This is a genomic window from Rhodococcus sp. PAE-6, assembly GCF_025290685.1.
In the GTDB taxonomy this organism is placed as follows: domain Bacteria; phylum Actinomycetota; class Actinomycetes; order Mycobacteriales; family Mycobacteriaceae; genus Rhodococcus; species Rhodococcus pyridinivorans.
This window is the reverse complement of record NZ_JAOCLZ010000004.1, coordinates 93,560-112,908: the sequence shown is the minus strand read 5'-3', so window position 1 is coordinate 112,908 and position 19,349 is coordinate 93,560. Positions and strand designations below refer to the sequence as shown.

The 19,349-nt window shown below is 68.4% G+C and carries 21 protein-coding genes; 15 read left to right on the top strand and 6 right to left on the bottom strand.

The window, feature by feature from the left end; translation table 11 throughout:
• Nucleotides 1-17: 17 nt before the first annotated feature.
• From NVV99_RS11170 to NVV99_RS11135, 8 genes are all read left to right on the top strand, one after another.
• Entirely contained in the window at nucleotides 18-779 is a 762-nt protein-coding gene (locus NVV99_RS11170; protein WP_019290368.1) for a 3-hydroxyacyl-CoA dehydrogenase, read from the top strand.
• A 56-nt stretch (nucleotides 780-835) separates the two neighbouring features.
• Nucleotides 836-1,489, top strand: a complete 654-nt coding sequence (locus tag NVV99_RS11165; RefSeq protein ID WP_006553419.1) for a TetR/AcrR family transcriptional regulator — start codon at nucleotides 836-838, stop codon at nucleotides 1,487-1,489.
• A gap of 38 nt (nucleotides 1,490-1,527) precedes the next feature.
• A complete protein-coding gene (locus tag NVV99_RS11160; protein ID WP_024102660.1) occupies nucleotides 1,528-2,511 on the top strand; it encodes a nitronate monooxygenase family protein in 984 nt (327 codons plus the stop codon).
• Between the two features lie 6 nt (nucleotides 2,512-2,517).
• A complete protein-coding gene (locus NVV99_RS11155) occupies nucleotides 2,518-3,348 on the top strand; it encodes an acyl-CoA dehydrogenase family protein (RefSeq protein ID WP_019290365.1) in 831 nt (276 codons plus the stop codon).
• Nucleotides 3,348-4,130: an SDR family NAD(P)-dependent oxidoreductase gene (locus NVV99_RS11150; RefSeq protein WP_260782889.1), complete on the top strand. Its 783-nt coding sequence runs from the start codon at nucleotides 3,348-3,350 to the stop codon at nucleotides 4,128-4,130. Before NVV99_RS11155 ends, NVV99_RS11150 begins: the two co-directional genes overlap by 1 nt.
• A gap of 49 nt (nucleotides 4,131-4,179) precedes the next feature.
• Nucleotides 4,180-4,578: an NUDIX domain-containing protein gene (locus NVV99_RS11145; protein WP_170318549.1), complete on the top strand. Its 399-nt coding sequence runs from the start codon at nucleotides 4,180-4,182 to the stop codon at nucleotides 4,576-4,578.
• A gap of 87 nt (nucleotides 4,579-4,665) precedes the next feature.
• Entirely contained in the window at nucleotides 4,666-4,953 is a 288-nt protein-coding gene (locus NVV99_RS11140; RefSeq protein WP_024102663.1) for a putative quinol monooxygenase, read from the top strand.
• 123 nt (nucleotides 4,954-5,076) lie between these two features.
• A complete protein-coding gene (locus NVV99_RS11135) occupies nucleotides 5,077-5,238 on the top strand; it encodes a hypothetical protein (protein WP_016933301.1) in 162 nt (53 codons plus the stop codon).
• Nucleotides 5,239-5,265: 27 nt separating this feature from the next.
• On the opposite strand, the gene NVV99_RS11130 is transcribed toward NVV99_RS11135, so the two are convergent.
• Nucleotides 5,266-5,604, bottom strand: a complete 339-nt coding sequence (locus NVV99_RS11130) for a metallopeptidase family protein (RefSeq protein WP_033097890.1) — start codon at nucleotides 5,602-5,604, stop codon at nucleotides 5,266-5,268.
• Between the two features lie 13 nt (nucleotides 5,605-5,617).
• On the bottom strand, nucleotides 5,618-6,667 hold the full coding sequence (locus NVV99_RS11125; protein ID WP_024102665.1) for a septum formation family protein: 1,050 nt from the start codon (nucleotides 6,665-6,667) through the stop codon (nucleotides 5,618-5,620).
• 45 nt (nucleotides 6,668-6,712) lie between these two features.
• On the opposite strand from NVV99_RS11125, the gene NVV99_RS11120 reads away from it, so the two are divergent.
• On the top strand, nucleotides 6,713-7,105 hold the full coding sequence (locus tag NVV99_RS11120; RefSeq protein WP_006553426.1) for an ankyrin repeat domain-containing protein: 393 nt from the start codon (nucleotides 6,713-6,715) through the stop codon (nucleotides 7,103-7,105).
• Between the two features lie 11 nt (nucleotides 7,106-7,116).
• Nucleotides 7,117-8,379, top strand: coding sequence for a serine--tRNA ligase (serS, locus tag NVV99_RS11115; protein WP_024102666.1), 1,263 nt, complete (start codon nucleotides 7,117-7,119; stop codon nucleotides 8,377-8,379).
• Nucleotides 8,380-8,385: 6 nt separating this feature from the next.
• Here serS and NVV99_RS11110 read toward each other — a convergent pair whose 3' ends face one another.
• Nucleotides 8,386-8,886 (bottom strand): PaaI family thioesterase, encoded by a 501-nt coding sequence (locus NVV99_RS11110; protein WP_006553428.1) that lies wholly within the window; start codon nucleotides 8,884-8,886, stop codon nucleotides 8,386-8,388.
• Nucleotides 8,887-8,978: 92 nt separating this feature from the next.
• Here NVV99_RS11110 and NVV99_RS11105 point away from each other — a divergent pair, with 92 nt between their 5' ends.
• Complete coding sequence (locus NVV99_RS11105; RefSeq protein WP_033097850.1) at nucleotides 8,979-10,181, top strand: MFS transporter; 1,203 nt, start codon at nucleotides 8,979-8,981, stop codon at nucleotides 10,179-10,181.
• 14 nt (nucleotides 10,182-10,195) lie between these two features.
• Here the strand turns inward: NVV99_RS11105 and NVV99_RS11100 are convergent, their stop codons facing one another.
• Entirely contained in the window at nucleotides 10,196-11,779 is a 1,584-nt protein-coding gene (locus NVV99_RS11100) for a Rieske 2Fe-2S domain-containing protein (RefSeq protein ID WP_019290360.1), read from the bottom strand.
• A gap of 52 nt (nucleotides 11,780-11,831) precedes the next feature.
• Nucleotides 11,832-12,644: a hypothetical protein gene (locus tag NVV99_RS11095; protein WP_024102668.1), complete on the bottom strand. Its 813-nt coding sequence runs from the start codon at nucleotides 12,642-12,644 to the stop codon at nucleotides 11,832-11,834.
• Nucleotides 12,645-12,707: 63 nt separating this feature from the next.
• Here NVV99_RS11095 and NVV99_RS11090 point away from each other — a divergent pair, with 63 nt between their 5' ends.
• Nucleotides 12,708-13,523 (top strand): 1-acyl-sn-glycerol-3-phosphate acyltransferase, encoded by an 816-nt coding sequence (locus NVV99_RS11090; RefSeq protein ID WP_006553432.1) that lies wholly within the window; start codon nucleotides 12,708-12,710, stop codon nucleotides 13,521-13,523.
• Nucleotides 13,486-14,439, top strand: a complete 954-nt coding sequence (locus tag NVV99_RS11085) for an HAD family hydrolase (RefSeq protein ID WP_231412381.1) — start codon at nucleotides 13,486-13,488, stop codon at nucleotides 14,437-14,439. The genes NVV99_RS11090 and NVV99_RS11085 overlap by 38 nt, the downstream gene beginning before the upstream one ends.
• A gap of 25 nt (nucleotides 14,440-14,464) precedes the next feature.
• Here NVV99_RS11085 and NVV99_RS11080 read toward each other — a convergent pair whose 3' ends face one another.
• Entirely contained in the window at nucleotides 14,465-16,609 is a 2,145-nt protein-coding gene (locus tag NVV99_RS11080) for an N-acetylmuramoyl-L-alanine amidase (protein ID WP_024102670.1), read from the bottom strand.
• 273 nt (nucleotides 16,610-16,882) lie between these two features.
• Between NVV99_RS11080 and NVV99_RS11075 the strand changes: the two genes are divergently transcribed.
• Both NVV99_RS11075 and NVV99_RS11070 read left to right on the top strand, forming a co-directional pair.
• Entirely contained in the window at nucleotides 16,883-18,442 is a 1,560-nt protein-coding gene (locus tag NVV99_RS11075) for a SpoIID/LytB domain-containing protein (protein WP_024102671.1), read from the top strand.
• A 141-nt stretch (nucleotides 18,443-18,583) separates the two neighbouring features.
• Nucleotides 18,584-19,336, top strand: a complete 753-nt coding sequence (locus NVV99_RS11070; protein ID WP_024102672.1) for a MerR family transcriptional regulator — start codon at nucleotides 18,584-18,586, stop codon at nucleotides 19,334-19,336.
• Nucleotides 19,337-19,349: the final 13 nt, after the last annotated feature.

Below are 19,349 nucleotides of genomic sequence, written 5' to 3'. Positions count from 1 at the left end.
TCTCGAAAGGGTAATCAATGATCGTCAACGACAGCGTCGCCGTCGTCACCGGTGGTGCCTCCGGCCTCGGTCTCGCCACCGTCAAGGCCCTGCTGAACGACGGTGCCCAGGTCGTCATCATCGATCTGCCGTCGTCCAACGGTGAGACCATCGCCAAGGAACTCGGCGACCGCGTCCGCTTCGTCGCCGCCGACGTCACCGACGAGGCCGCCGTCACCGAGGCCCTCGACGTCGCCGAGTCGCTCGGACCCGTGCGTGTCGCGGTGAACTGCGCCGGCATCGGCAACGCGATCAAGACCGTCAGCAAGAAGGGTGCCTTCCCGCTCGACGCGTTCAAGAAGGTCGTCGATGTCAACCTCTTCGGCACGTTCAACGTCATCCGTCTCGCCGCCGAGCGCATCGCGAAGACCGAGCCGATCGACGGCGAGCGCGGCGTCATCATCAACACCGCTTCCGTCGCCGCTTTCGACGGCCAGATCGGACAGGCCGCCTACTCGGCGTCCAAGGGCGGTGTCGTCGGCATGACGCTGCCGATCGCCCGCGACCTCGCGTCGCTGCTCATCCGCGTCGTCACCATCGCACCGGGCCTGTTCAAGACCCCGCTGCTCGGCTCGCTGCCGGAGGAGGCCCAGGCCTCGCTCGGCGCACAGGTGCCGCACCCGGCCCGCCTCGGCGATCCGTCCGAGTACGGTGCCCTCGCCGCGCACATCGTCTCGAACCCGATGCTCAACGGCGAGGTCATCCGCCTCGACGGCGCGATCCGCATGGCTCCGCGCTGATCCGAGCCGCATGGCTCCGCGCTGACCCGAGCACCGACTGTGAGAGGAGGGGGTCGATGACCCCGGCATACGAGGCCGAGGAATCCGACACGCCCCACGCGGACGTGCCGTGCGCGGACTGGCGTGAGTTCCAGCCTCTGGGGCTCGACCCCATCCTCGAACACGCCCTGGAAGCATTCAGCGAGAACGGCTTCCACGGCACCACCGTCCGCGACCTGGCCGGCCGGGTCGGCGTGACGGTGCCCGCGCTGTACTACCACTACGAGAACAAGGAAGCCGTTCTCGTCACGCTGCTCGACGCCGCCGTCCTCGACCTCATCGACCGTGTGTCGGCCGCGGTCGCGGACGGCGGCGACGACCCGGTCGCCCGCTTCGTCAACGCCGTCGAGGCGATCGTGCTGAACATGACCCACCGTGCACAGCGTTCGGGCCTGGATTCCGAAGTACGCCACATTTCCCCGGAGAACCGCCGGACCTACGCCGCGACCCGCAAGCGTCTCGAGCTGATGATGCTCGACCTGGTGCGCGAGGGCGTCGAACAGCAGGTGTTCGACGTAGACGACGTCGAGGAGGCCGTGCGCGCCCTCCTCGGGATGTTCCAGTCCATCGTCCGCTGGTACCAGCTCGGCGGTCCCCTCACTCCCGCTCGGATTGCCCAGCGGTACATCGTGATCGCACTGCGGGTCGTGGGTCACCACCCGGCCGCCTGAGAGTCTTTCCAACCACCTCCACGCAAGGAGTCCATGCCGTGCTGACCACCGCCTTCACCGAAACCTTCGGCGTCCGCCATCCCATCGTGCAGGGAGGGATGCAGTGGGTCGGCCGTGCCGAACTCGTCGCAGCGGTCGCCAATGCCGGCGCGCTCGGCATGATCACCGCTCTGACGCAGCCGACCCCCGAGGATCTCGCTAAGGAGATCGAACGCACCCGCGAGCTCACCGACCAGCCGTTCGGCGTCAACCTCACGATCCTGCCGGCGATCACCCCGCCGCCCTACGAGGAGTACCGCCAGGTCATCATCGACTCCGGTGTGAAGATCGTCGAGACGGCCGGATCGAATCCCGCGCCGCACCTGCCCGACTTCCACGCTGCCGGAATCAAGGTGCTGCACAAGTGCACCAGCGTCCGGCACGCCGTCAAGGCGCAGGACATCGGTGTCGACGGCATCAGCATCGACGGTTTCGAATGCGCCGGGCACCCCGGTGAAGACGACGTCCCCGGCCTCGTGCTCATCGCCGCCGCGGCCGAGAAGATCACCATCCCGATGATCGCCTCCGGCGGCTTCGGTGACGGTCGTGGTCTGGTCGCGGCCCTCGCGCTCGGCGCCGACGGCATCAACATGGGCACCCGCTTCATGTGCACCGAGGAATCGCCGATCCACCGCACCATCAAGGAAGCCATCGTCGCGGCGAGTGAGACCGACACCGAGCTCATCTTCCGTCCGCTGCGCAACACCGCCCGCGTCGCGAGCAACACCGTCAGTCGCGAGGTCGTCGAGATCCTCGACCGCGGAGGACAGTTCGAGGACGTGCGCGACCTCGTCGCCGGTGCCCGCGGCCGCCTCGTCTACGAGAACGGCGATCCCGAGGCCGGCATCTGGACGGTCGGTACCGTCCAGGGAATCATCCACGACATCCCCACCGCGGGGGAATTGGTCGAGCGCATCGTCGCCGACGCCGAGAGTCTCATCGCGGAGCGTCTGAGCGGCATGATGTCGCGCGTGAACGCCTAGGAAGCCATGAAACGCACCCATTTCGACGACGATCACGAGGCGTACCGGGAGACCGTGCGCGAGTTCCTCGCCCGCGAGATCGAACCGAACTACGAGCGGTGGGAGGAGGAGCGCCTCGTCGACCGGTCGGCGTGGATCGCCGCGGGCAAGTCCGGCATCGTCGGCCTCGGGGTACCCGAGGAGTTCGGCGGTTCGGGCGTGACCGACTACCGCTTCCGGCACATCGTGCAGGAGGAGATCGCGCGCACCGGAACGACCTCCTTCGGCGCCGGACTCGCACTGCAGGACGACATCGCGATCCCGTACATCCTCCACCTCGGCACCGAGGACCAGAAGGCGCGCTGGCTGCCGGCACTCGCCACCGGCGAACGAATCGGCGCGATCGCCATGACCGAACCGGGCGCCGGATCCGACCTGCAGGGCGTGAAGACCACCGCCGTACGCGAGGGTGACGAGTGGGTGATCAACGGACAGAAGACGTTCATCACCAACGGAATCCACTCCGATCTCGTCATCGTGGTGTGCCGCACCGATCCGAACGCGGGGTCGAAGGGCTTCTCGCTCATCGTCGTCGAGCGCGACACCCCCGGTTTCGGCAGGGGCCGCAAACTCCACAAGGTCGGTCTCGCCGCACAGGACACCGCCGAGCTCGTCTTCGAGGACGCCCGCGTCCCCGCCGGGAACCTCCTCGGCACCGAGGGTCGCGGCTTCGTGCATCTGATGGAGTACCCGATCGGGCGCGCCTACGTCGATGCACGCATCCAGACGATCTACGGTGGCACCACCGAGATCATGAAGGAGATCATCGGCCGCGACATCGCTGCCGGGTACGCGTAATCGTTTCAGGGAAGAGGGATTCGATCTTCGACCTCACAGGCAAGCGCGCTCTCGTCACGGGTGCTTCCGCGGGGATCGGTCTCGGCATGGCCCGGGGTCTCGCCCGTGCCGGCGCCGACGTCACCCTGTGGGGCCGGAGCGAGGACAAGCTCGCGAAGGCCGCGGCCGACATCGGGAGGTTCGCCGGCCGTGTGGCGACCCGCACGGTCGACGTCTCCGACGAGCAGGCCGTGACCGACGGTGTCGCGGCGCTCGTCGACGACTTCGGTGGGCTCGACATCGTGGTGGTCAACGCCGGCATCGGGTCGTCGCTGCAGAAGTTCCACGAGTCGACGACCGAGCGGTACCGCGCCGTCATGGCGACGAACGTCGACGGCGCGTTCTTCACGATGCGGGAGACCTCGCGTGTGCTCGTCGAGCAGGGCACCGGGGGTTCGATGATCGTCACGTCGAGCCTCGGTGCGCTGCAGGGCGCCGGACGCAACCAGCCGTACGTGGCGAGTAAGGCCGCGGTGCTCGCGCTCGCGAACGGCTGTGCCGTCGAGTTCGCGCGTCACCGGATCCGGGTCAACAGCGTGCTGCCGGGCCGGATCGCCACCGACATGACCGGTCCGCTGCAGGAGTCCGACGTCTCCAACTCGAACGTCATCGGCCGTGTGCCGCTCGGCCGGTGGGGCACCCCGGAGGATTTCGAAGGCATCGCCGTCTATCTCGCGAGCGATGCGTCGTCCTTCCAGACCGGCAGCACGACGCTCATCGACGGTGGCTACAGCATGTTCTGACCGGTCCTAAGCTGGTCCGGTGAACCAGCACCCCGCGATTCGTGACCGTGTGATCAGAGTGAGCGCCGTCGTTCTCCGCAACGCCGCCGGTGAGGTGCTCACCGTGCGGAAGCGGAACACGTCGCGGTTCATGCTGCCCGGAGGAAAGCCGGATCCGGGGGAGACCCCCGCCGAGACCGCCGTGCGCGAGTGCGCCGAGGAACTGGGCGCCGAACTGGATCTGTCGTCGTTGCGTCTCGTCGGGGTCTTCGACGCCGAGGCCGCCAACGAGCCCGGTTACCGGCTCGAAGGAACCGTCTACGAACACCCGCTCGTGGAGGTCGCCGGCGCCGCCGCGGAGATCGCGGAGACGCGCTGGCTCGACCCGGCGGCCCTTCCGCTGCCCGACGATCTCGCGCCGCTGCTCGAGCACCACGTCCTTCCCGCTCTCGCCTCGGCCTCCCGATAATCCTGTTTCCGCAGAGGTATTGCGCAGTTCTCATCCATGGGGAAATGTGATGAGAGCAGTCACCTCGCACATCACGGAAGGTCTCCCATGGCGCTCACCGCTCTGCTCGAACTCGAATTCAAGGCCGACTCCCTCGACGACGCGAAGAAGGTCATGACCCGCGTGCTCGACGAGACGCGACAGTTCGACGGATGCGACGGCATCGAGATCCTTGTGGATCAGAAGAACGAGGCCCGTTGGGTGGTCGTGGAGAAGTGGCGCTCGGCCGAGCACGACGCCGCCTACCGCAAGTTCCGCGCCGGCGAGGGTGCCATCACCGAACTCGGACCCCTCCTGGCGGGAGCGCCGAAGCTCGAGCACTTCACCACCCTCTGAGTCCCCCACCGGAGCGCGGGCGGAGTCGGTCGTCACCCGGCGGAACGCGGACGGTAGGGTGACCCCCGGGGCGGACGTGTGCCGTTTGCCTCGAAGTGACATCGACTGTGGAGGTAACCGGGCATGTTGGAACTCTTCGGCGTCATCGTCGTGTGGCTCACCGTGGCCGTCGTCGCTGTCGGAACCGTCATCATGTTCGTCGTGTCGACGCTCAGCCCGCACTTCGGTCAGCGCAAGGCCAAGGGACCCCGCCTCGACAAGGCGACCGCGGCCCGCAACAAGTAGCACCCGGTACCGATCGCGAAGAGCGCCTCAGCCCCAGCCCAGCTGGTGGAGGCGCTCTTCGTCGATTCCGAAATAGTGCGCGATCTCGTGGACGACAGTGACCAGTACCTCGTGCACGACGTCGTCGTCGCTCTCGCAGATGTCGAGGATCGCGTCGCGGTAGATCGTGATCGTGTCCGGTAGCGATCCCGCGTAGTGGCTGTCGCGCTCGGTCAGCGCGACGCCCTGATACAGACCCAGCAGGTCGGGTTCTTCCTCGTGGCGGGGCTCGACGAGGACCACGACGTTGTCGATCGCCCGCGCGAGTTCGCGGGGAATCTCGTCGAGCGCTTCCGAGACGAGCTCCTCGAAGTGCTCGTCCTCCATGTGCACCGGCACGTCACGACCCCGGCAGGGGAACGGCGCCCGGCAGCGGCGTCGGCAGCGACCGGCCTTCCGGCACGGGCGGCGGCGGCACGGGCGGCTGGCCGTCGATGAGGATGTCGCCCTTGGCGCTGCCGGTGATCGACGAGAATCCGCCCCCCTCGACCTGCTTGCCGATCGAGCAGTTCACCTTGCGGCTGCCGGCGAGCCAGCTGTCGTAGTCGAGGTTGTCCCAGAACAACGTGAGGGTCTTGTTGCGCAGAGCCTCGGGTTCGCCGAGGTACTCGTTGACCAGGCGCGTGCAGGTCTCCTCGAGATAGCCGTCCTGGTCCTCGATGCTCGGCAGACCGCCCGGGAACTGCCCACCGAGGTCGACGACCGCGACGACCTCGAAGGCGTGCGGCTTGGAACACTCCACCGGGTCGGCAGGCACACCGTTGTTGATGCCGATGCAGACGCCGACGTCCCAGGCCCGCGACTGGTCCTGATCGGCGACCCGGCCCTTGATGGGGAGCAGGTTGCCGGTGGTCGACGAGAACTGCAGACCGCACCGCAGCGTGCGTTCGCCGGCCGCCCAGCCCGCCTCGCCGGGGTTGATGAGGCCGATGCTGAACTTGCCGTGCGGGTCGAACCGGCCGTCGAGATAGTCCATCGCGGCGGGTGCGCACTGCTCGTCGCGCAGCTCGGTGAAGCGCGTGACCGACGGGAAGCGTGATCCCGGTCCCCATTCGGTGCCGGGATACAGGCTCAGGTCGATGTCGGCGACCACCTCGAACAGATGCGTCTCGGCGCAGTCGACCTTCGCGAGGTCGCTCGCGTCGAGTGCACTCCAGGTCAGGCAATCGCCGGTGGTGGCGGTACCGAACGCTTCCCCCGCGACCGCGCCGGTCGTGCTGATGTTGGCGCCGGCGCTGTCGTCCCCGCCGCCGGCGCCCTGGAACCCCGCGACGACGAACGTCGCGATCGCCGCCAGGACGGCACCGGCCGCAACGAGCACGAGGGCGCGTCGGGTCAACCGCGCCGAGGGCGGGCGCCGGTCGGGCTTGGGCTTGTTGTCTTCGGCCATCACTTCCATCATGCCTGTTCGAGTGGACGCAGGTAGTTTCGGCTCATGGCCGACGACCCGATCGATCCCGAGATTCTCGAGATCGCCAAGCAGACCTTCGACGCCGCCCGCCAGGGAGACGTCGAGACCCTCACCGCGTACGTCGACGCCGGAGTACCGGTGAACCTCACCAACGAGACCGGCGACACGCTGCTCATGCTGGCGTCCTACCACGGTCATGCCGAGGCCGTACAGGTCTTGGTCGAGCGGGGAGCCGACGTGAACCGGCTCAACGACCGCGGCCAGTCGCCTCTCTCGGGGGCGGTCTTCAAGGGCGTCGAGGCAGTGGTGCGGGTGCTCGCCGAGGCCGGTGCCGACCCGCGTCACGGGCACCCCACCGCGGAGGACACAGCGAAGATGTTCGGGCGCGACGACTACCTGGAACTCTGGCAGCGGTAGGCTTCGATTCCGTGATCGACCTCAAGTTCCTCCGCGAGAATCCCGACGCCGTCCGCGAGTCGCAGCGCCTGCGGGGAGAGGACCCGGGCCTCGTCGACGTGCTGCTCGAGGCCGACGCCTCCCGTCGCGCCGCTGTCCTCGCCGGCGACAACGCACGCGCCGAGCAGAAGGCCCTGGGCAAGAAGGTCGGCAAGGCGTCTCCCGAGGAGCGCCCCGCGCTGCTCGACGGCGCCAAGGAGCTGGCGGCGAAGGTCAAGGAACTCGAGGCCGAGCAGCACGCCGCGCAGGAGGCCTTCGATCGCGCGCACCTCGCGATCTCCAACGTCGTGCAGGACGGCGTGCCCGCCGGCGGCGAGGACGACTTCGTCACGCTCGAGACCGTCGGCGAGCTGCCCACCTTCGACTTCGAACCCAAGGACCACCTCGCGCTCGGCGAGTCGCTCGGGCTCATCGACATGGAGCGCGGCGCGAAGGTCTCCGGTGCCCGGTTCTACTTCCTCACCGGTTACGGCGCGCTGCTCCAGCTGGGTTTGCTGCAGCTGGCCGCCCAGAAGGCCACCGCGAACGGGTTCACCATGATGATTCCGCCCGTGCTCGTGCGCCCCGAGGTGATGCAGGGCACCGGCTTCCTCGGCCGGCACGCCGACGAGGTGTACCGACTCGAGGAGGACGACCTCTACCTCGTGGGCACCTCCGAGGTGCCGCTCGCGGGCTACCACTCGGGTGAGATCCTCGACCTGTCGACGGGGCCGAAGCGCTACGCGGGCTGGTCGTCGTGCTTCCGTCGCGAGGCGGGCAGCTACGGCAAGGACACCCGCGGCATCATCCGCGTGCACCAGTTCGACAAGGTCGAGATGTTCGTCTACTGCCGCCCCGAGGAGGCCGCGGCGGAGCACGAGCGTCTGCTGGCCTGGGAGCGCGACATGCTCGCCGCCATCGACGTGCCGTACCGCGTCATCGACGTCGCCGCCGGCGATCTCGGGTCGTCGGCGTCCCGCAAGTTCGACTGCGAGGCCTGGGTGCCCACGCAGGAGCGCTACCGCGAGCTCACGTCGACGTCGAACTGCACGACCTTCCAGGCGCGTCGCCTCAACATTCGTTACCGCGACGAGAACGGCAAGCCGCAGACCGCCGCGACCCTCAATGGCACGCTCGCGACCACCCGCTGGCTCGTCGCGCTGCTCGAGAACCACCAGCAGGCCGACGGTTCGGTCAAGGTGCCCGAGGCTCTCGTCCCGTTCGTGGGACGCGAGGTGCTCGAACCCGGCGCCTGAGAACTGTCAGCGCAGGATAAGGCAGGTGGTCGAACCCGTCGCGAGCAGGCGGCCCTCGGAGTCACGGGCCTCGCCGCGCGCCGTCGCCGTGCGACGTCCGGTGTGCTCGCAGAAGCCCTGCACACGGATGACGCCCTTGCCGGTCTGCACCGGACGCACGTAGCGGACCTGCAGGTCGAGGGTCGTGTACCCGACCCCGGCCTCGAGGGTGCTCGACACGCAGAAGCCCATCGCGGTGTCGAAGAGGGTAGCGAGCACGCCGCCGTGGATGCTGCCCACCGCGTTGGCGTGGAACTCCTGCGGCTCGAGGGTGACCTCGGCGAAGCCCTCGCCGGCATCGGTGACGGTGAAGCCGAGCGTGCGGGAGGTGGGGTGGTGCGGGATCGTCCCGTCCATCAGCCCGCGCAGGAAGTCGAGTCCGTGCATGTCGCGGTTGGCCGCCGACGTCGGTGCCGGGTCCTCCCACGTGTAGGTACGCTGCCGCTGCTGTTGCTCGTCCGTGCTCACGATGACCGACCGTATCCCACCTCCGGAGGGGTGACATGTGGAGCCGGGCGTGCCATTCTCGTTGCATGCGCCGTCGATGTTGATCCGATCCGGTGACCTCGCTGTCCGCGCGGGTGGTCGCGTACGCGTCCGTCCGTGAGTTCGTGCCGCTCTACGGCCTGTACGCGTTGCTGTTCGAGGATCACGGTCTCGACACCCGTTCCATCTCCTCGCTGTTCGTCCTGTGGTCGGTGGTCGCCTTCGTCTCCGAGGTGCCGTCGGGTGCGTGGGCCGACACCGTCTCCCGTCGCGGTCTGCTGTTCGGCAGCGGAGCCCTGCTCACGGCAGCGTTCACGATGTGGCTGGTGTGGCCCGGTTACTGGGGATTCGCGCTCGGTTTCGTCCTATGGGGCATCAGCGAGTCGATGAAATCCGGCACCTTCGAGGCCCTCGTGTACGACGAACTCGCCGCGCGCGGGTGCGAACACCGGTACGCGGCGATCATGGGATACGCCAACGCGGGTGAGATGACGTGTGTCTTCGTCGCGATCCTCACGGCGGCACCGCTGTTCGAAATCGGCGGCTACGCGCTCGTGGGCTGGGTGTCGGTCGCGATCACCGTCGTCGACATCGCGCTCGTGGGAACGCTTCCCGCCGCACCGAAGGTGGAGGAGGCCGATGAGATCGCCGGCAGAGGCGACACCGTCCTCGTCCGCTACATGTCGTCGCTGCGCGCGGGAACGTCCGAAATCCGCACCGACCGGGTGGTGCGACGATCGGTCGTCCTCGCGGCCGCCCTGCTCGCCTGCCTCGCCTTCGACGAGTACTTCGCTCTCCTCGCACGCGAATCGGGAGCGGAGACCGGATTCGTGCCGGTGCTGGTCGCGCTGACGGCCGTCGGACAGGTGGTCGGTGCCGCGACCGCCGGACGGACTGCGACGATGAGCGGCCGCACCATGGGTGCCGTCGTGATCGTCGGATCGGCACTGATCGCCGGTGGTGCACTCGCCGGGGGGATCGCCGGATTCACGGCGATCGGTGTGGGCTACGGCGCGCTGCACAACACGGCGATCGTCGCCGAGGCGCGCCTGCAGGACACGATGTCCGGTCGTGCCCGCGCGACCGTCTCGTCCGTCGTCGGCCTGACGAGCGAGGTGCTGTCGGTGGCGGTCTTCGCCGCCTACGCGATCGGCTCGCTGTGGTTGCCGATGGCGGCGCTGGTCGCGGTGACGGTGCTCCCGCTGGTCGGGTTGGGCGTGGTCGCGCCGAGGCTGTTGCCCGCGGCGCGACCCGCCGGGACCGAACGGGAGCGGTGACTACCGGATGCGGATCACAGCTTGGTGCTGCGCAGTTCGTGACCCTTCGAGGTCTTGCAGCGGCCCGATTCGAGATCCCACTGCCAGCCGTGCAGGTTGCAGGTCAGCGTGGTGCCGTCGACGACACCGAACTTCGACAGGTCGGCCTTCAAGTGCGGGCAGCGACGCTGGATCTCGTAGCCGCCCAACTCGATCGACGCCGAGTCGTCGTGCGCCTCGGCGAACCAGCCGTCGGCGTACGCGATGCGCTCGTCGGTCAGGCACTTGAAGAAGGTGTAGAGGAACTCGTTGTATCCGCCGATGCGCCAGGCCGTGAACCGGGTGGACAGGAAGATCGTGTTGACCCAGTCGGGCTCGTCGTCGCGCAGAACCGTGCGCACGAGCTCGGGAGCGATACGGAAACCGTAGCGGTACTTGCCTTCTCCCTCGATGGGTTCGCGCACGACGCGCTTGGGGAAGTCGAGCACCACGGTCTCGTCGCCCATCACCAGACCCACCGGGTAACCGATGCCGTCGCAGATGAGATCGGACTGCGCCATGATCGGCTCGAACTTCGCCTTGAGTGCGGGCAGCAGCGGCTCGCCCTCGGCGGGAGCCCAGGCCGCCTTCTGCGCCGCGATCACCGGAGCGAAGCGCTGCGCCATGTCCTCGATGTAGGCGGCCTTGTTCGTGAAGATCGCCTCGACCTGCTCGTCGGGGATCGGGTGCGTGAGCGTCATGTGCTCGCTGCCCTTCAGATCCACCACCGAACCCGGGATCATGAGCAGACCGCCCTCGCGGCCGTGGATGCGCAGTTGCTCGAGGAAGACCTGCTGGTCGGGGAAGATGTTGCCCTCGTCGCCGTGGTCGTCGTTGAGGTCGCGCAGGTCGTCGTCGAGGAAGACCGGCGGACCGGCCGACGGCACGATCCACGTCGCGTCGACCTGGTCGATGTAGCTGCGGCAACGGTCCATGCCGCGCTGGCGCTTCTGCTTGCCGAAGTTGGCCTTGGTCTTCTTCGGGATGTCGTAGACCATCGGGTACCAGATGGCGCCCGAGTACTGCAGCAGGTGGATGTCGATCTTCCCGAACGCCTCGTGCATGACGTCCATGTCGATCGGCCGCGCGTCGTTCATGTTGAACACGGTCGACTCACCGTCGGAGACGATCAGGCCCGAGTCGCCGATCGGTCCGTCGGCCGGCGCACGCAGCGCGATGATCATGATGTCGAGATCGCCCGGCGAGAGCGGAGCCTGCGGAGCGACCTCGATAGTGCCGTGCCGCAGCCGGTGCTTGACGGAGTCGGTGGTCTCGAAGAATTTCGAGAAACCGAGCTTCTCGAGCTCGCGACGCAGGTCCGGTACCGGATAGTCGGGCAGCAGGACGGTCGCGTCCTTGTTGACGTGCTTGCTCAGCGTGTCGGGATCGAAGTGATCCTTGTGCAGATGCGAGACGTACAGGTAGTCGACGTTGCCGAGAGCGTCCCAGTCGAGACCGGTGTTGTCCGGGAAGGGCACCCACGAGGCGAAGTACGCGGGCGTGACCCACGGATCGCACAGGATGGACCCCGCTTCGGTCTGGATGTGGAAACCGGCGTGTCCGACGCTGGTGATCTGCACTTCGTACCCTCCTGACGTGCTGACCGACGCCTACCAGAGTAGGCGCCGCCCGTCAGTCCACTGCGCCCAGGCAGTACCCGTTGCTGCCCGTGGTGAGCAGGACCACCAGGTCACGGGGTGTACCGGCCTCGACGATCGGAATCGTCACATTCGTGTACACCTCCGAGACCGGGGTGACGGAAGCGGCCGCGGCGTCGAAGGATTCGAGGTCGCCGACGACGTCGGGATCGGTGGCCAGCGGCGGCACTCCGGGGTTCCCGGTGCCCCAGGGATCCCACGTGCCCCGCGCCTCGCACACCAGTGGGTACCGCTCCTCGGTGTCGTCCGGATCCACCGGCGCGCCGATCGCCCGTCCGAGGAATCGTTCGACGGCGTAGCGGGCGTCCTCGTCGGTGTAGCCCGGCCCGCCGGTCGGGTTCACGTACGGGCACGCGTAGCCGGACGCGATCTCGCTGCGCAGGACGGACAGGTCGATGCCACCGGCCGACCACGTCACCGCGTACTGGCCGTCCCTGCCCGGCTGCTGCACCGCGGCGGTGATCGCGTCGACGTCGGCGTACATCTGCCGGGCCCGTTCCGGGGCGATCGTCCAGCACTTGCCCACCACATCGACGCCGCCGACGAGGTCGTTCGTCCATGCCTGCAGCGCCGCGGTGGCGGCGGGATTACCGGGGACGTCCCCGACGACCACCGCGGGCGTCGCGGTGGGGGTGGTCTCCTCGACGGTTTCCGCCGCGGTCGGTTCCGGGCTCTCGGTCGGGATGCCGGACTGCCCGTCGCCCTCGCAACCGGCGACGGTGAGGACCACGGCGACGGCGAGGCCGGCGAATGCGAGTACGTCGGGCTTTCGGGCGAGGGTGCGCACAGTAGTGGCCTTTCGACGATGATCACGGTCGTTCCTCCACCGGGCCCCGCTAGGCTGACCGGCGTGGAACCCTTCTATCGGACCATCATCGGTGTCGCCCGCACGCTCTTCGCAGCGCAAGGGCTGAAGTTCGCGATCACCGGGGCGGAGAACATCCCGGCGACGGGTGGTGCGGTCATCGCGATCAACCACACCGGCTACATGGACTTCACCTACGCCGGGATCCCCGCCCGGGTCACCAAGCGGTACATCCGCTTCATGGCGAAGAAGGAAGTCTTCGACCACAAGATCTCCGGCCCCATGATGCGCGCGATGAAGCACATCCCCGTCGACCGCGGCGACGCCGGCGAGTCCTACCGACTCGCCGTGGAGGCGCTGCGTGCCGGTCAGCTCGTGGGTGTCTTCCCGGAGGAGACGATCAGCCGCAGCTTCGAACTCAAGGCGTTCCGGTCCGGCGCGGCACGGATGGCGAACGAAGCCGGTGTCCCGGTGGTCCCCATGGTCATCTGGGGGTCGCAGCGGGTGTGGACGAAGGGCCACCCGAAGCGGCTCGGACGTACGAACACCCCGATCACCATCGAGGTGGGCGCCCCCATCCATCCGTTCGAGCCGGCAGCGGAGATGACCGCGCAGCTCCACGCGACCATGGAGAAGATGCTTCACCGGGTCCAGGACGGTTACATCCACGAGGACGGTGCCTACTGGGTGCCCCGCCGCCTGGGCGGATCCGCGCCGACCCTCGAGGAGGCGACCGCCCTGGACGAGGCCGCGGCCGCCGAGCGTCGCGCCCGGAAGGCCCGCGAACGTGCCGCCCGTGAAGGTGCTGCCGGTAGCGGCAACGATGACGCAGGCGGCGACCGCGGTACTTCGGCACAATGACGGAGTGAACGCACAGTCGAGTCGAGAGCCGTATCGGGACCACATCACGGACGCGGTGCGTCCTGCTTCCACGGACGCGGTGCGTCCTGCTTCCACGGACGCGGTGCGTCCCGGATTGGTGGCTACGGACGTGGACGGCACCCTGATCGACGACACCGAGAAGGTGTCCGATCGGACCCGCGCCGCGGTACATGCGGTGGTCGACTCCGGTGTTCCGTTCGTCCTGGCCACCGGCCGCCCGCCGCGCTGGATCGCGCCGGTCGTCGAAGAGCTGGGCTACGCGCCCATGGCGGTGTGCGCGAACGGTGCCGTGCTCTACGACAGTTCCACCGACCGTGTGCTCAGCGCCGCGGTGCTCGAGGTCGACGAACTGGCGTGGCTCGCCGAGGTGGCCTCGTCGGTGCTTCCCGGTTGCGGTCTGGCCGCGGAGCGGGTGGGGGATCGGGCCCACGACGCGGCGACGCCGCAGTTCGTCAGCGCTCCCGGTTACGAACATGCCTGGCTGAATCCGGACAATACCGAACTCGCCGAGCACGAGGTGATCAGTGAGCCCGCCATCAAGTTGCTCGTCCGGCTCCCCGGCGCGACCAGCCGGGAGATGGCGGAGGCTCTCGTGCCGAAACTGCACGGGCTGGTCGACGTGACCTATTCGACGACCCACGGGCTCATCGAGATCTCCGCGGCGGGGGTCACGAAGGCTTCCGGTCTCCAGGAGATGGCCCGGCTACTGGGTGTCTCCCACGAGAATCTCGTGGCCTTCGGCGACATGCCCAACGACATCCCGATGCTGTCGGTAGCGCGTCACGGTGTGGCGATGGAGAACGCGCATCCGGATGCGAAGTCGGTCGCAGACGAAGTCACCGCCACCAACGTCGAGGACGGGGTGGCCCGCGTTCTCGAACGGTGGTGGCGGTGACTCGTTCCTACCGGTGCGCTGCGGGTCAGCCCGCGGGCGCCGGTTCGGGTGCCGGTTCCGGCGCAGGTGCCGGTTCGGGTCCGGGCGCAGGAGCACCCTCGGGTGCGGGTCCTGCGACGTCGGCCGGCTGATCCTGCATCGCCTGGTCGTAGGCGTCGTCGTAGGCGCGCAGCACCTTGGTGACGACACCCGTGACCTCGTTGAAGATCAGCGAGCCGAACTCGAAGTCCGAACGCCAACCGTCCGGCACCCGGTACTCGTCGCTGGTGGGCAACCCCAGCTCACCAGCGTCGAGTCCGTTCTTCTCCCACGCCTTGTAGATCTCGCCGAGTACCGTCCACGTGCCGCCGTTCGGTGACGTGTAGATGGCCCCGTTGACGAAATTCACTCGTTCGAAACCGCTCTTGACCGCGGGAAGGATCGAGGTCACCGCCTGTCCGAGCCGTCCGAGTTCGCCGCCCTCGGCGAGCCACTTCTGGACCAGCGGGTGACCGCTGAGGCGGATCAGCTCGTCGACGACACCTTCGGCGGTGCCGGCCGAGCCCGAGGCGAGCGCTCCGACGTTGATGTCCGGCACGTTCGGCGACGGATTGGACGGCGACGGGTTCGAGGGTTGCGGGTTCGAGGGTTGCGGGTTCGACGGCGACGGGTTCGAGGGCTGCGGGGCAGTGCCACCGCCACCGCCCTTTGCCGCAGCGACGGCGATATCGCGGATCTTGCCCATCTGCGAGTAGCCGGCATCACCCGGGCAGCTGGTGTTGCCCACGTCGCGGTGCGCGAAGATGATCGGCAGATCCACCGCCGCACCCTGCGGGTAGGGGGTGAACGATGTGCCCTCGGAGTACATCGTGGTGCGGCCCTTGGGGTTCAGTCCCGCGCGGGCCAGACGCCAGCCGAGGAACTTGCCGACCGACTCCACCGCGGCCTGCGGCGGGGCCTGGGTCGAGAAGTCGCCCATCATCGCGATGCCGTGGGTGTTCTCGTTGAATCCACCCGCGTGTGCGCCCTGGACGTTGCGGTCGAGACCACCGGCGCGGCCCTCGAAGATCTGGCCGTACTTGTCGACGAGGGTGTTGTATCCGATGTCGCACCAGCCGAGCGTGCGTGCGTGGTACGCGTAGATCGCGCGCACGATCTCGGCCGATTCGGCCTTCGAGTAGTTGTTGCTGCCCGCGGTGTGGTGCACGGTCGCGCCACCGAGGGAGTCGTCGTAGGTCGGGGTCTGGCAGCGCATCGACTCGTCGGCGCCCCACTGCTGGCGGGTGATCACCTTCAGGCCGGAGTTACCGAGCGGGCTCGCGATGTCCTCGAGTCGCGCGTCCGCTTCGCTGCTGCCGGGCGAGATGAGCACGGCACTGACCGCTTCGGCGGCCGCCTGCAGCGGGTTCTCGCGCAGCGGCTTGGACGAGGACGCGGGCACGTATCCGAGGTCGGGTGCATCGGCTGCGGGTGCAGCGACCGGCGCGGGTGCCTCGTCGGCGGGGACCGGGGCCTCCGCCGGGGCTGCAGGAGCAGGAGCTTCGGGCGCCGGTGCCTCCGGGGCGGGTGCCTCGGGAGTGGGAGCGGGGGCTTCGGGTGCCGGCGGGGCCTCCGCGCCGGCGAGATTCGGTTCGGGGCCGGGACGCGGCGTCAGCAGCACCTGCACCGCACGGGTGGCACCGACGTAGATCGGCTCCGTGCCCGTGCGTCCCTCGCTGGTGGCGTCGTCGGCGCGCGTCTCGATCGGCTCGGTCGCGGTCCAGGGACCCCAGCTGCCGTCGTCCTGCTGCGCGCGGATGAGCGCGTCGGTGGCGGCGACGTCCTCGGCGGCGAGCGCGACGAGGCTGAACGGGGTGTCGCGGGTGAGTTCCTTGACGGTCGCACCGACGCGCTGGACGAGTCCGCCGTTCGGGTCGGGAGCAGTCGTGATCTGCGGGAGCCCGTCGACGATCTCCTTCAGGCTGAGGTCCGGCAGGTTGAGACCGGTGAGCTCCTCGAGCGGGATGATCAGGTCGGGCACCGAGGCGAGCACGACTTCCGCGATATCGGGTGCCACTGCCTCGACGGTGTCGTTGGCATTCCGGATCTCGGGAGCGGTGCTGGTCAGCCCGGTGACGGCGAAGGGCGTCGCGACGGCCAGGGCGGCGACGGCACCCAGGACGATCGACGGCTTGGGGCGGCGATGCGGCACTGTTTGCTACTCCCTGTCGTTGGTGCTCCAGCGGACGGTTCCGACTTCGGATCGTCCCTTACGTGTCGCTTCCGTGGCCCGGTTCGGACACGAAAGTTCTGTAACTCGTGATTCTTGTGTTGCTTCTGTGACATTTGTTGCCTAGCTCCGTCACTCTTGTCACACTAGACGCAGCAAACCTTAAGCCTCAACCTGAGCTTGAGGATCGGTCGAAATTGTCCGATATCGCGGATCACGAGTTCGCGCCTACAGCGACAACGAGGGAGCAACGTCATGTCACGACAGTCCATCGGGCGCAGAGGCAAGATCAGGAGGCGGCGCATCATCCTCGGCAGGCCGCTGCGCAACGGATGGCGTCCCTCCGTCGCCCGTGCCGCCGCGATCGGGGTCGCTCCCGCGCTGCTCGTCGGAGCCGGCGTGGGCGCGCTCGTCCAGAGCAACCAGGCGGCACCAGGTGTCGTGCAAGCGGTTTCGGCCGACACGCCCTTCACGTTCAGTGGCTTCGGTCACGGCCACGGTCGTGGCATGGGGCAGTGGGGTGCCTACGGCTACGCCCAGGACGGGTGGACCGCCGAGCGGATCATCGGCCACTACTACGGCGGCACCGAACTCGGCACGGTCGACGACGCGATGATCGCGGTCCGTCTCATGGCGCGCGACGACCACACCCTCGACGTCTACTCCGACACCGGCATGATCGTCGCCGGTAAGCAACTCGCGCCCGGCGAGGCCGCGCACCTGACACCCACCCCGGACGGCGGCGCGAACGTCGTCGTCACCGAGGGCTGCAGCGGCGACGTGCTGTGGCAGGCAGCCACCGACCTGCCGTGGGTGGACCCGATCGACCTCGCCGAGGACCGTCCCGCGAACGAGCACCTCACGATGTGCTCGGACGACAAGACCTACCGCGGTGCCCTCGGTGTGGTGCTCGACGGCACCGCCCCGCGCACCGTCAACCGCCTCCACGTCGAGGACTACCTGCGCAGCGTGGTCCCCGCCGAGGCGCTGCCCGCCTGGGCCGACACCGGTGGTGCCGAGGCGCTGCGGGCGCAGGCCATCGCCGCGCGGTCCTACGCCCTCGCCGAGAAGCGTCACGAGAAGTGGCAGACCTGCGACACCACGGACTGTCAGGTCTACGGCGGGTCGGGCGTCGAGGATCCGCGCACGGACGACGGTGTGCGCACCACCCGCGGAACCGTCCTGATGAAGGACGGCGAGGTCGTGCGCAGCGAGTTCTCCGCCTCCACCGGCGGCTACTCGGCCGGCGGCACCTTCCCGCCCGTCGAGGACGAGGGTGACAAGGTCGCCCCGAACCGCGAATGGGCCAAGACCTTCACCGCGGCCGAGATCGGCAGCAAGTTCGGCGTCGGCGACCTCCAGGCATTCGAGGTGCTCTCCCGCAACAATCTCGGACCCGAAGGCGGTCGCGTGACCCGGGTCCGCGTGGTCGGCTCCGACCGCACCATCGAAACGACGGGCGCCGAGGCACGGACCAAGCTGGGACTGCGTTCCGACTGGTTCACCGTCAAGGAAGGCATCGACGAGGACGCCCCGGAGATCACTCCGGCACCCGAACCCGGCCCCGAAACCGGCACCGATCCCTTCGGCAGCGGCACCGGCACCTCGCCCATCGAGCAGGCCTATCTGGACCTCGGCGGCGTAGACAGCGTGCTCGGCTCGCCCATCGGCCCCGAGCTGATGCTGCCCGACGAGATCGGCAAGTTCCGGATCTTCACCGGCGGCGCGATCGTGTGGACACCGGACCTCGGTGCTCAGGTCATCGACGCGAGCTTCCTGAAGGACTGGTTCCCGAGCACGGGTAGCGCCGAGTAACCCGACGGCACATCTCGACCGGCCGGTCGCCCCGAACAGGGCGGCCGGCCGGTGGCGTTCCGGCACCGCGACGACGATGGTTGACATTGACGCAACGTCAAGATGCACGCTGGGCGTAGCCGGAAAGAAGGAGGTGGGCACGTGCGGGAATGGTCGATCCAGCAACTGGCACGCGCCGCCGGTGTCACCAGCCGCACACTGCGGCACTACGGCGACGTGGGGGTGCTGCATCCGAGCCGCACCGGCAGCAACGGCATGCGGTTCTACGACGAGGACGCACTCGTGCGTCTCCAGCGCATCCTGCTGCTCCGCGATCTGGGACTGGCCCTGCCCGCCATCCGCGACGTGCTCGCCGGTCACGACGACACCGCGAGCGCACTGCGCACCCACCTCGACCTGCTCGAACACGAGCGCCGGCAGTTGGACCGCCGTATCGCGGCGGTGCGCACCACCTTGGCGAAGACGGAGAGAGGGGAGGAACTCGTGGCAGACGAAGTGTTCGACGGGTTCGACCACACGCAGTACCGGGAAGAGGTCATCGAACGGTGGGGCAAGGACGCCTACGACTCGGGCGATCGTTGGTGGCGGGGCATGGACGACGCCGCCAGGCAAGACTGGATGAAGCAGGTCGAGCAGCTGAACCATGACTGGATCGCGGCGGCCCGGGCCGGTCTCGACCCGGCGGGCCCCGAAGCGCAGGACCTCGCGCGGCGGCACGTCGCCTGGCTGTCGTCGATTCCGGGCACCCCGGGAGGCAGCACTGCGGCGGGCAGTCCGCGGGAGTACGTGCTCGGTCTCGCCGACATGTACGTCGAGGACGAGCGTTTCGCGGCGAACTACGGAGGACGGGAGGGCGCCGAATTCGTCCGTGACGCGCTCACCTACTACGTGTGAGTGTGACGGCCCT

Coding starts and splice junctions, on each gene's coding strand:
- NVV99_RS11170 (WP_019290368.1), top strand. CDS start 18: ATGATCGTCAACGACAGCGTCGCCGTCGTCACCGGTGGTGCCTCCGGC.
- NVV99_RS11140 (WP_024102663.1), top strand. CDS start 4,666: ATGGCGCTCACCGCTCTGCTCGAACTCGAATTCAAGGCCGACTCCCTC.
- NVV99_RS11135 (WP_016933301.1), top strand. CDS start 5,077: ATGTTGGAACTCTTCGGCGTCATCGTCGTGTGGCTCACCGTGGCCGTC.
- NVV99_RS11155 (WP_019290365.1), top strand. CDS start 2,518: ATGAAACGCACCCATTTCGACGACGATCACGAGGCGTACCGGGAGACC.
- NVV99_RS11165 (WP_006553419.1), top strand. CDS start 836: ATGACCCCGGCATACGAGGCCGAGGAATCCGACACGCCCCACGCGGAC.
- NVV99_RS11075 (WP_024102671.1), top strand. CDS start 16,883: ATGTCACGACAGTCCATCGGGCGCAGAGGCAAGATCAGGAGGCGGCGC.
- NVV99_RS11130 (WP_033097890.1), bottom strand. CDS start 5,604: ATGGAGGACGAGCACTTCGAGGAGCTCGTCTCGGAAGCGCTCGACGAG.
- NVV99_RS11085 (WP_231412381.1), top strand. CDS start 13,486: ATGACGCAGGCGGCGACCGCGGTACTTCGGCACAATGACGGAGTGAAC.
- NVV99_RS11125 (WP_024102665.1), bottom strand. CDS start 6,667: ATGGCCGAAGACAACAAGCCCAAGCCCGACCGGCGCCCGCCCTCGGCG.
- NVV99_RS11120 (WP_006553426.1), top strand. CDS start 6,713: ATGGCCGACGACCCGATCGATCCCGAGATTCTCGAGATCGCCAAGCAG.